Source organism: Arthrobacter sp. 05T444 (assembly GCF_056395905.1).
Genome location: NZ_JBFTKK010000006.1, coordinates 47,903 through 58,519, shown reverse-complemented (window position 1 = coordinate 58,519; position 10,617 = coordinate 47,903). Strand labels below are relative to the sequence as shown.

Sequence of the window (10,617 nt, the reverse complement as noted above, 5' to 3'; positions counted from 1 at the left end):
TGGCTACCCCCGGGGGATCACCGTGACCTTGCGACCCTTGTCAGCCCAGGAACGCGCTGATGCGCTGAAAAAAGCCGCCGCAGCGAGGGCCGCCCGGGCCGCTGCCAAGGAGAGGCTGAAAACCGGTGACCTGTCCATCGCAGAGGTGCTGGACTCGGGAGGCAGCGAGGAGGCCATTGCCCGGATGCGTGTCTCCGAGCTGCTCGAGGCCCTGCCCGGGATCGGAAAGGTCCGGGCAGCGGCGATCATGGAGGCCGTAGGCATCGCGGCTTCGAGGCGGGTGCGGGGACTGGGCGTGCACCAGCGCCGGGCGCTGGTAGATTTTATGAACGAGAAATAGATCCATCCGAACAGAGTCATCTGAAGACCGCCCAAAAGGAATACGTGAGCAAGAAACCCGGACTGACAGTCCTCGCAGGTCCTACGGCTGTTGGCAAAGGCACCGTGTCCACCTATATCCGCGACAACTACCCCGGGGTCTGGCTGTCCGTTTCAGCCACCACCCGCGCTCCGCGGCCCGGAGAGGTCGATGGGGTGCACTACTTCTTCAAGTCGAAGGAGGAGTTCGAGTCCCTGGTGGCCGCCGGCGAATTCCTGGAATGGGCAGTCGTGCATGGACAGAATACCTATGGCACGCTGAAGAGCACGGTAGACCAGGCAATCGCCGAAGGACGTTCAGTCCTGCTCGAAATCGACCTGCAGGGCGCACGCCAGGTCAAGGAAGCCGTTCCGGACGCACAGTTCGTCTTCCTGGCACCCCCCACGTGGGACGAAATGGTGCGCCGCCTGGTGGGCCGCGGCACCGAAAGCGCCGAGGAACAGCAGCGCAGGCTGGAAACCGCTAAACTAGAACTTGCCGCTGAGCCGGAGTTCGATCACACGGTCATCAATGATGACGTTCGACGGGCAGCGGACGAGCTTGTTTCACTCATGGGGCTGACCCCGAACCAGCGCTAGGCGCCGGATCGTGCCAGCCCGTTAGAATTTGGAGAATTCGTGTCCACGAACCTTGAAGGCATCATCAACCCGCCGATCGACGAGCTGCTGAAGGCTGCCGATTCCAAGTACGGTCTGGTGATCTTCGGTGCCAAGCGTGCACGTCAGATCAACGCTTACTACGCCCAGCTGCACGAGGGCCTGTTTGAGTACGTCGGCCCCCTCGTTGACACCAAGCTGAACGAGAAGTCGCTGTCCATCGCGCTGCGCGAGATCAACGAAGGCAAGCTGGTCTCCACACCGATCGAAGCTGCCGAGTAACTTCCGCAGAGTAAAACAGACTGCCTGTTGACGGAGGTCACGTGCGCATAGTCCTCGGAGTCGGGGGAGGGATTGCCGCCTACAAGGTGGCATCGCTCCTCCGGCTTTTTACTGAAGCCGGCCATGACGTCACCGTCATCCCCACCGAGTCGGCCACCCGTTTTGTCGGTGTGGCCACCTGGGAGGCGCTCTCCGGAAATCCGGTCAGCAACAGCGTCTTTGACGACGTCCATCTGGTGAACCATGTCAGGCTCGGCCATGAGGCGGACATGATCGTCGTAGCCCCGGCCACCGCCGACCTTCTGGCCCGCGCCGCAACCGGACAGGCCAACGACCTCCTCACCAACACGCTGCTGATGGCTGGCGGGCCCGTGCTCTTCGCCCCGGCCATGCACACGGAAATGTGGCAGCACGCCGCCACGCAGGCCAACGTGGAAACCCTGCGCAGCAGAGGCGTCACCGTCCTGGAGCCGGCCAGCGGCAGGCTGACAGGTTCCGACTCAGGCCCCGGCCGCCTGCCGGAACCGGAGGCAATCTTCGAAGCGGCCATGGCCTTGGCGCACGGACTGCACGAAGCCCCCCACGGCACTGGCGTGGCTGACGCTCCGCTCTTCCCCCTCGCCGGGCGGACAGTGACCATCAGCGCCGGCGGCACCCGTGAACCCCTGGACCCCGTGCGGTTCCTGGGCAACCGTTCCTCCGGAAAGCAGGGCGTCGCGCTGGCCGCTGCAGCCCGGGACGCCGGAGCCGCCGTGCGGCTGATAGCCGCCCACATGGAAGTGCCTGCTCCGGCGGGCGTGGAACTGGTGGAGGTCGAAACGGCCCTTCAACTCCGGGAAGCCGTGCTGTCGGCGGCGGTCGATTCCGACGTCGTCATCATGGCCGCGGCGGTAGCGGACTTCCGCCCCGCGGACATTTCCGGAACCAAAATCAAGAAACGGGACGATCAGGCAGACCCCGTCATCACACTGGTCCGGAACCCCGACATCCTCCACGAACTCGTCGCGGTCCGCGACGCCGGCGGAAGCAGCCAGCTCGTCGTGGGGTTCGCCGCCGAAACCGGGGATGCCCACGGCGACGTCCTCGAATACGCGGAGGCGAAGCTCAAGCGCAAGGGGTGCGACCTCCTGGTGGTCAACCATGTGGGTTCGGACAAGGTTTTCGGCCAGGACCACAACTCAGTAGTCATCCTGTCCCGGACCGGCTCCGAACCCCAGTCGGCGTCCGGCTCCAAGCAGGACGTCGCCGCCGTCGTCATTGACCGCGTCAGCGCCGAGCTGAGCAAGGTCTTCCCGCGAACCTGACAGGCGTAAGCAACGTCTCCTTAGCATGGGGACACACGCTGCCGCAGGCCCGTTTGCCAACAAGTAAGGTAGTTGAGTGACTTTACCGCTGCACATTCCTGAATCCCACGGGTCCGTACCCGCCCCGCTCCGGCTCTTCACGTCCGAGTCGGTGACTGAAGGCCACCCGGACAAGATCTGTGACCAGATCAGCGATGCGATCCTTGACGCCCTGCTGGCCAAGGATCCGGAGTCCCGTGTCGCCGTGGAAACCATGGCCACCACAGGCCTGGTCCACGTTGCCGGTGAGGTGACCACGGACGCCTATGTTGAAATTCCACAGATCGTCCGGGAAACCATCCTGGGGATCGGCTACGACTCATCCGCCAACGGATTCGACGGCGCCCGCTGCGGCGTGTCCGTGTCCATCGGCCAGCAGTCAAACGACATCGCCGGCGGAGTTTTCAATTCGCTGGAAGCCCGGGAAGGCCGTCAGGAAGACGACTACGACCTCCAGGGCGCCGGGGACCAGGGCCTCATGTTCGGCTACGCCAGCGACGAGACGCCGTCCTACATGCCCACGCCGATCTGGATCGCCCACCGGCTGTCCGAACGGCTTACCGAAGTCCGCAAGAGCGGCGAGCTCTCGTACCTCCGGCCCGACGGCAAGACCCAGGCAACGATCGGCTACGACGGCGACCGCCCGGTTTCTGTTGAGACCATCGTGATCTCCAGCCAGCACGCCGATGGATTCAGCCTCGACCAGCTCCGGGCCGACCTCGCGTCGCACGTGATTGATCCGGTGCTGGCCCTTGCGGACCTGGACATCTCCCGCACGGTCAACATTCTCAACCCTGCCGGCGCCTTCGTTATCGGCGGCCCCGTCGGCGATGCAGGCCTCACGGGCCGGAAGATCATCGTCGACACCTACGGCGGCATGGCTCGCCACGGCGGTGGCGCCTTCTCGGGCAAGGATCCGTCCAAGGTTGACCGCTCGGCCGCTTACGCCATGCGCTGGGTGGCGAAGAACGTCGTGGCCGCAGGGCTGGCCAAGCGCGCAGAGATCCAGATCGCCTACGCGATCGGCCAGGCCCGGCCGGTGGGCACTTACGTGGAGACGTTTGGAACCGAAACCGTTGATCCGGCCAAGATCAGCGCAGCGATCGCGGAGATTTTCGATCTCCGTCCCCGCGCCATCATCGACGCCCTCGACCTCAAGCGCCCCATCTATGCCAAGACGGCCGCGCACGGTCACTTCGGCCGCGACGATCCGGACTTCACGTGGGAGCGCCTGGACCGCGTGGACGACCTCAAGGCGTACTTCAACGCCTGAGCCGTTGGCCCGAAGCCGCCGGTGGCCTGAAATGTCGCACCCACGTGCTTGGCTGGTGGTTGATACAGGACGGAGGTAGGCGCCATGGCTTCGAAAGCAGCGGCTTCCAACAGCATGTCGTTCAACGCCGTCCAACCCGCGGCGGACGAGCCGCAGCAGCTGTCCCTGCTGCAGGGATTTCCGGCCAGTTCCAGAACTGCCACCGGACCGCCACTGGCGGCCAGCCTTCCGGTGGCCCGCGTCCTCATTGAATCGTCGCTGCCCCATCTGGACCGGCCCTTCGACTACAGCGTCCCCGCGGAACTGGATGATGCAGCCACGCCAGGCGTGCGGGTCAAGGTGAAGTTCAGCGGCCAGGAACTCAGCGGCTATATTCTCGAGCGGACCGCGGACTCCGACGCCGGCCATGATCTGGTACCGCTGCACAAGGTGGTGTCATCCGTTGCCGTGCTGACGCCCGGCCTGCAGGAACTCGCCGGCCGGGTCGCGGCACGGTATGCGGGGACGGTCAGCGACGTCCTGCGGGTAGCCATACCGCCCCGCGTGGTCAAAGTGGAGAAGGAGATTGCCGCCGGAGAGCCCCCTGCGCCGCAATCCGCTCCCGGGCCAGAAACCGGGTCACTGCCGCCATCACCCGCCCCCGGTCGGGGGTGGGTGGACTACCGGAACGGCAGTGCGTTCCTCCGCCACCTGAACGCCGGCGGCTCGCCGCGAGCGGCGCTCAGCGCCCTGCAGGGCTTCGGACCCCACGGCTGGCCGCGGCTCATCGCCGAGGCCGTGGCGGCTGTCCGGCAATCCGGACGCGGCGCGGTGGTTGTGCTTCCCGATTACCGGGACCTCGACAGGGTCCAGGCCGCCCTGGAGGAGCTCCTTCCTGCCGGTGACATCGCGCGGCTGACGGCGGACGACGGCCAGACGCCCCGCTACCGCAGCTACCTGCGCGTCCTCAACGGAACCGCCGGGGTCGCGGTGGGCACGCGCTCGGCGGCCTACGCGCCCGTCCGGAACCTGGGCCTCGTCGTGTGCTGGGACGATGGAGACGACCTCCACATCGAGCAGCGTTCTCCGTATGCCCACACCCGGGAAGTGCTCCTGCTCCGGGCGGAGCAGGACGCCGCCGCTTGCCTGCTGGCAGGGCACACGCGCAGCACCGAGGCGCAGCGCCTCGTGGAAGCAGGCTGGGCCATGCCCGTGGAAGCCGAACGCTCTGTGGTCCGACGCACTGTTCCGCGTGTCCTCAATACTGCCGACAGCTTTGAGCAGGAGCGCGACCCCCTGGCCCGGATCGCACGGCTGCCCGGAGCGGCGTGGCGGACGGCCAAGGAAGGCCTGGAACGCGGGCCCGTCCTGGTCCAGGTCGCCCGCTCCGGCTACGCGCCGTCCCTTGTGTGCGACACCTGCCGTGAGCCGGCCCGCTGCCAGTCCTGCCAGGGACCTCTGGCGATTGCCGGAGCCTCCGGCAGTTCCGCCGTGCCGCAGTGCCGGTGGTGTTCGACTCCGGCACCAGCCTGGCGCTGCAGCCATTGCAACAACACGAGGCTGCGCCGCGGTGCCACCGGAGTTCTCCGCACGGCGGAGGAGCTGGGCAGGGCTTTCCCCGGCAAAGCCGTCGTGACGTCGTCGGGTGACCACGTCAAAGCGACCGTTCCCGATACCGGGTCACTCGTGGTGGCCACCGTGGGCGCCGAGCCGGTTGCGGCCGGAGGCTACGCCGCCGCCCTGCTGCTCGACGGCGACTCCCTCCTCAGGCGCGAAAACCTCCGGGCCGGGGAAGACGCCGTCAGGCGCTGGTTCAACGCCGCGGCCCTGGTGCGCCCTGCGACGGAGGGCGGCATCGTGGTCATCACCGCCGACGACACCGCAGCTGTGGGGGCGCTGCTGCGGTGGGACGCCTCCGGCTATGCGCAGCGGGAACTGGCGCTGCGCACCGAACTTCTGCTTCCCCCGGCGGTCAGGGTCGCTTCCGTGACAGGCGGGCGCACCGCCGTCGGGCATTTCACGTCTTCAGTCACCGCGCTTCTGGCGGCGGAAGGGGTGGTGTTGCGCGTTGCCGGTCCTGCGCCGCTGCTGCCTGGACAGCAGCCGGCAGCGGGGAAGACCGCGGCGAATGCCGCCAGCGAGGACGTCCGCAATCTCCTCTTCATTCCCTACAGTCAGGCCGGCATTGTCACCCGCCTCCTCAGATCAGTAAAAGCCGCCAGCGCGGCAAAGCGCACTGACGATCCCGTGCAGCTGCGGCTCGACGGCGTGGACGTCCTCTAACGGGTACGCCTGCCGCGAAGAGCCACGACCTCCGCGGCCACGTCCACGAGCTGCCGCGCGGAGGCGTCCCAGCTGAAATCGTTGGCCCGTTCCACCGAGCGCCGTGACACCTCCTGCCAGTGCCGGTCGTCGTCGAGGCCGCGGGCCGCGGCGGCAAATGCAGCAGCCGAATCCGGATCCACATAAGTGGCAACGTCGGCACCCACCTCGCGGAAGATCGGAATGTCGCTGGCAATGACCGGCGTGCCCAGTGACATGGCCTCAACCAGCGGCAGGCCGTACCCCTCCGCCTTCGAGAGGCTGACGAGGGCGGTGGTCCGTTTGAGCAGTCCGGTGTATTCGTCGTCGGTCACGCCGTTGTGAAAGACCACCTTCGCACCCGCCGGGATGAGGGCCTCCAGCTCGGCCCGGCGCTGCGGAGTGACCCGGCTCAGCAAGTGCAGCGTGTACTCAGGAAGTTCGGCCATGCCGGCCAGCATGGTCTCAACGTTCTTGTACGGCATGAACGAGCCCATGTAGAGCAGCGTCTTCTCAGCCCCCGCCGTCGGGTCGCGGGGCTCTTGGGCCGGCTGCGGCGCGTTGCTGACAATCCGCACCGGGCGGCTGGTCAGCCGGTACTTGGCCACGAGGGCTTCTGTGGTGCGGCTGATGGTGGCCACCACGTCCGCCCGGTTGAGCAGGAGCCGCTGGGGCCAAAATGCCTTGTGGTAGAGCCGCCACAGGATCCGGACCGGAGCGGGCAGGAAGCCCGGCGGCGCCGGGTGCTCGTAATAGATCATGTCGTGCAACGTGAGCACCAGCCCGTACTTGCGGCCCCACGTGCCCATGGTCTGCATGGGGCAGACCACCACGTCGGCGCCCAGCTCGTTGACCTTGCTGGCCACAAAGAGTTCAGCGGGGGAAAGCGGGCTGTTGATCAGGGTGTACGGCACGTCCGGCAGCAGGGCCAGCTGCTTGGGATCGCTGATGAGCATGGAAACGTCCGCGATTTTCGAGGCAGCGGCGATGAGGCTGGCGCCGTAGCGGCTGATGCCGTCATGGTGGTCCGTCCGCGTGAAGCGGGCGTCGATGACAATTTTCACGCGGCGTGGTCCTTAAGGAAACGGCGGATGAATCCTGCGGCGGGTTCCGGGGTTTCGTAGTGGATCAGATGCCCGACGCCGGGGATCACCTCCAGCGTTCCGTCCGGAAGGAGAGCGGCGAGTTTGTGCTGGTCACGGAGCAGGGCGATTTCGTCCTTTTCTCCGGCCACGAGAAGTACGGGCAGCGTCAGCTTTGCGGCCACCTCTGAAACGTTGCTGCTGACGGACGCCGTGAAGGATTCCAGCAGACTCTCGCGGTTGGCGAACGCGCTGAAGTAGGCATGGTGCTGGCCGTGGATGAAGCGCAGGAGTTCCTTGTCCTTGGTTTTCGCCATGGCCACGCTCATGACCCTGACGATGAGCCGGCTGCGCAGCAGGAGCAGCCCCAGGGTGTGGGGGAGCCGGGCAGAGACACGGTAATACAGCACCGCCAGCCGGGTCATGAGGCCCTTGGGCCCCTCCAGGGCTGGTGCTGCAATGGGATTGACCAGTATCAGCGGGCGGACCGCCTGCGGGTGATCGGCTACAAAGTGGGCTGCGATGATGGAACCGAATGAGTGCCCCAGCAGGACGGTGTCCGGCCCCAGGCCGAGAGCTTCCATGAAATCGCCGATGAACTGTCCGTAGCGGCGGACACTGTGTTCGCCGTCGACAAATGCCTCAGAGCTGCCGAACCCGGGAAGGTCCGGCATGATCAGGCGCATGTCGGGCAGCTGGTCCGCCACGCGCAGCAGCCCGTGGTGATCGCCGCGGAAGCCGTGGATGACGAGGATGGTGCGTGTTTCCGGTGTTGTCCGCACCGGCTCGTAGGTCCAGTACGCCACAGTGCCGCCGCGGAGACCGACGTCCGATGCCCTGGTCCGGGCAGCAAGGCTACTGCTGAAGAAGGACGGCGTGGTTGACGGCTCGGAGTCTGCTGTTCTCATGTGCTGGGGTGATCCTAGTTGACGTTGTCGGGGTGGGAGCCGGTGCGGTGGCCGCGGTCCAGGCCGGCGATGTCCGCCATGTCCAGGGCGGACAGTTCGAACCTGTAGATATCGAGGTTCTCCCTTATCCGGTCCCAGGAGCTTGCCTTGGGGATGGCGATGTTGCCCAGCTGCAGGTGCCACCGCAGAATGATCTGGGCCGCCGTCACCTCGTGTTCGGCTGCGAGCGCCAGGATGTCGGGATCCTCCAGGACCTGACCGCGGCCCAGCGGGCTCCATGCTTCCGTAAGAATGCCCAGCTCGCGGTGCTTTTCCCTCAGTTCTCCCTGCTGAAGCCATGGATGAAGCTCAATCTGGTTGACTGCGGGCACCACCTCTGCTGTCTCCAGCAGCCGGTCCAGATGCTGCGGCTGGAAGTTGGAAACGCCGATCGCGCGCACCTTGCCCTCGCGGTAGAGCGTTTCCAGCGCTCGGTACGTTTCCTGGAACAGTCCCCGCTTGGGGCAGGGCCAGTGGATGAGGTACATGTCCACGTATTCAAGGCCCAGGTTGATCATTGAGGTGTCGAAGGCCCGCAGCGTGGCATCGTAGCCCTGATCATCGTTCCAGACCTTCGTGGTGATAAACAGGTCTTCCCTGGAGGTTGGCGGAGCGGATTCGCCTGATCCGCCCGGGGCAGCCTCCACCCCGCACAGCGAAACGATTCCGCGTGCCACACCGGATTCATTGCCGTACATCGCCGCCGTGTCGAAATGCCGGTATCCCGCTTCGAGGGCCGTGGCCACCAGCCTCGGAGTGTCCTCCCGCGGGACCTTGTAGAGCCCGTAGCCCAACTGGTCGATCAGCACGCCGTTGTTCAGGCTGAGCCGGGGTGAGGTATTCATGGCTATGACTCTACCGATATGGCTCCGGATGACAGCAGAGGAGGCGAAATTAAAGCGTGCCACGGGCGGGAATATGCCCCGGAAACAGGACATTTCGGGATCCGGCCAGGACCCGTATGTGACGATGAAGGCATGACCGAGCCAGTACCGCATATCCCGTTCACGCCAGTGCCCCGGTTTGGATTCGAGGGTCACCGAATGCCGTCCTCGGTTCCGCAAGGATTGCGCCTCGAGCTCAGCCGGGCCCCGGTCATTCCGGGCAAGGAGGACGAGTTTGAGCAGTGGATGCAGATGCTCAACGATCGCTATGACGAGAACCTGCCTGCGCTGCCGGCCGAACGTGCGGTCTTCGAAGCGACGTTTCGCCATACCGAGGCGGACGGCTCAGTCTGGATTTATCACCTGAGCCTCATGGGGGCCGGCGGCGGCGGTTTCGATGAGTCGATTCCCATTGATGCCGAGCATGCGGCGTACAGCCGACGGGTAAAGCAGCGCGGCTGGGAAGAACTGACGCCCAAATTTATGCTCACCCCCAACCATCTGCGAGAAGCGATGACGGAATGGGGACGGACCGGTACAACGGAGTCAGCTGGCCAGGGCTCCTGTGCCCAGTGCGGGTCAGTTTCCGCTGTCGAAACTGACAAGCCGGCGGGCTGACGCCTCGTCGAGGATCAGGTCGGTGGCGAGGCCGGCGGCCAGGGCGCCGCGGAGCCCGTTGATTTTGGATGCGCCGGACACCACACAGATCCGCCGGCGCACCTGGCGCAGCTGGTCGAGCGAGGGCCCGGTGGACCGTTCGTTCAGCGTGATGCCGTCCGAGGAACCGTCGGCCCGGAAGAAGACGGTGGCAACGTCGCCCACCACGTCGGAGCTGGCGAGGACGTTCAGGTCGTCCTCGTCGAGGTAGCCTCCGGCGTAAACATGGCTGGGATAGTCCGCGTCCACGGATCCGACACCGAAAATGGCGATGCTCATGCGTGCCTGCAGGTCAAGGATGCGCTGCACGCTCCGTTCATTCCACATGGCCGTCTTGGTGGCTGCGTGGTCGAAAAAAGCCGGTACCGGAAACTGTTCCACCCGGGCGCCGTAGGCACTGCCGAAGCGGCGCATGATGTCGCTGGCATAAGTGATGCCTGTGGTTTGCATGTTGCCGGCCCCGTTCAGCTGCACGACGACGGTGTCGTGCGTGATCTTTCGGGTCAGGTGCCTGCTCACGGCGCTCAGCGTGCTGCCCCAGGCGACGCCAATGATCGCATTTGAATCCACGAGTGGACCGATGGTCCGGGCGGCCTGCATGGCCACGCGGTCCAGTGTTTCCGCCTCATTCAGTGTGTCCAGCACGGGCACCACGTGCACATCCACCCTGTACTGGGACCGGATCAGCCGCTCCAATTCCGGCCCGGTGTCCAGCGGGCTGCGGATCTGGATCTGGACCAGTCCCGTGTCGCGGGCTGTTGAAAGGAGCCTCGACACCGTGGACCGGGACGTCCGAAGTTCCCGCGCGATGGCGTCCATGGTGAGGTCCTGGAGGTAATAGAGCTGGGCAGCCCGGAGGGCTTCGGAATGGCGGGGACGCGGCATGTCACTTTC

Annotated in this window: 11 protein-coding genes; 7 read left to right on the top strand and 4 right to left on the bottom strand. The window is 65.7% G+C overall.

Features of this window, described 5'->3' with window-relative positions; all coding sequences use genetic code 11:
• Window positions 1–22: 22 nt before the first annotated feature.
• From mihF to AC1DD3_RS07680, 6 genes are all read left to right on the top strand, one after another.
• Entirely contained in the window at window positions 23–340 is a 318-nt protein-coding gene (gene mihF / locus AC1DD3_RS07705; protein WP_230119682.1) for an integration host factor, actinobacterial type, read from the top strand.
• Window positions 341–384: 44 nt separating this feature from the next.
• The gene (gene gmk / locus AC1DD3_RS07700) at window positions 385–957 is read left to right on the top strand and encodes a guanylate kinase (protein ID WP_230119681.1); all 573 of its coding nucleotides are present in this window, start codon (window positions 385–387) and stop codon (window positions 955–957) included.
• 39 nt (window positions 958–996) lie between these two features.
• Window positions 997–1,257 carry a DNA-directed RNA polymerase subunit omega gene (rpoZ, locus tag AC1DD3_RS07695; RefSeq protein WP_090581074.1) on the top strand — a complete coding sequence of 87 codons (261 nt, stop codon included), beginning with the start codon at window positions 997–999 and terminating at the stop codon, window positions 1,255–1,257.
• Between the two features lie 41 nt (window positions 1,258–1,298).
• Complete coding sequence (gene coaBC / locus AC1DD3_RS07690; protein WP_230119680.1) at window positions 1,299–2,561, top strand: bifunctional phosphopantothenoylcysteine decarboxylase/phosphopantothenate--cysteine ligase CoaBC; 1,263 nt, start codon at window positions 1,299–1,301, stop codon at window positions 2,559–2,561.
• Between the two features lie 76 nt (window positions 2,562–2,637).
• Window positions 2,638–3,873 carry a methionine adenosyltransferase gene (gene metK / locus AC1DD3_RS07685; RefSeq protein WP_230119679.1) on the top strand — a complete coding sequence of 412 codons (1,236 nt, stop codon included), beginning with the start codon at window positions 2,638–2,640 and terminating at the stop codon, window positions 3,871–3,873.
• A 114-nt stretch (window positions 3,874–3,987) separates the two neighbouring features.
• The gene (locus tag AC1DD3_RS07680) at window positions 3,988–6,135 is read left to right on the top strand and encodes a primosomal protein N' (protein ID WP_476881419.1); all 2,148 of its coding nucleotides are present in this window, start codon (window positions 3,988–3,990) and stop codon (window positions 6,133–6,135) included.
• Here AC1DD3_RS07680 and AC1DD3_RS07675 read toward each other — a convergent pair.
• The 3 genes from AC1DD3_RS07675 to AC1DD3_RS07665 are packed head-to-tail and all read right to left on the bottom strand — an operon-like array spanning window position 6,132 to window position 9,027.
• The gene (locus AC1DD3_RS07675) at window positions 6,132–7,217 is read right to left on the bottom strand and encodes a glycosyltransferase family 4 protein (protein WP_230119678.1); all 1,086 of its coding nucleotides are present in this window, start codon (window positions 7,215–7,217) and stop codon (window positions 6,132–6,134) included. The two genes, AC1DD3_RS07680 and AC1DD3_RS07675, sit on opposite strands and share 4 nt — an antisense overlap.
• Entirely contained in the window at window positions 7,214–8,143 is a 930-nt protein-coding gene (locus AC1DD3_RS07670) for an alpha/beta fold hydrolase (protein WP_230119677.1), read from the bottom strand. The genes AC1DD3_RS07675 and AC1DD3_RS07670 overlap by 4 nt, the downstream gene beginning before the upstream one ends.
• A gap of 14 nt (window positions 8,144–8,157) precedes the next feature.
• Window positions 8,158–9,027, bottom strand: a complete 870-nt coding sequence (locus AC1DD3_RS07665) for an aldo/keto reductase (RefSeq protein ID WP_230119676.1) — start codon at window positions 9,025–9,027, stop codon at window positions 8,158–8,160.
• A gap of 132 nt (window positions 9,028–9,159) precedes the next feature.
• Between AC1DD3_RS07665 and AC1DD3_RS07660 the strand changes: the two genes are divergently transcribed.
• Entirely contained in the window at window positions 9,160–9,684 is a 525-nt protein-coding gene (locus tag AC1DD3_RS07660; protein WP_230119675.1) for a DUF6176 family protein, read from the top strand.
• On the opposite strand, the gene AC1DD3_RS07655 is transcribed toward AC1DD3_RS07660, so the two are convergent.
• Window positions 9,646–10,608, bottom strand: a complete 963-nt coding sequence (locus AC1DD3_RS07655; protein WP_230119674.1) for a sugar-binding transcriptional regulator — start codon at window positions 10,606–10,608, stop codon at window positions 9,646–9,648. The genes AC1DD3_RS07660 and AC1DD3_RS07655 overlap by 39 nt on opposite strands.
• Between the last annotated feature and the right edge of the window lie 9 nt (window positions 10,609–10,617).

Bases quoted from the DNA above. Each gene is read 5' to 3' on its own strand.
- AC1DD3_RS07680 (WP_476881419.1), top strand. From the start codon at position 3,988: ATGTCGTTCAACGCCGTCCAACCCGCGGCGGACGAGCCGCAGCAGCTG.
- AC1DD3_RS07670 (WP_230119677.1), bottom strand. From the start codon at position 8,143: ATGAGAACAGCAGACTCCGAGCCGTCAACCACGCCGTCCTTCTTCAGC.
- AC1DD3_RS07665 (WP_230119676.1), bottom strand. From the start codon at position 9,027: ATGAATACCTCACCCCGGCTCAGCCTGAACAACGGCGTGCTGATCGAC.
- AC1DD3_RS07660 (WP_230119675.1), top strand. From the start codon at position 9,160: ATGACCGAGCCAGTACCGCATATCCCGTTCACGCCAGTGCCCCGGTTT.
- AC1DD3_RS07655 (WP_230119674.1), bottom strand. From the start codon at position 10,608: ATGCCGCGTCCCCGCCATTCCGAAGCCCTCCGGGCTGCCCAGCTCTAT.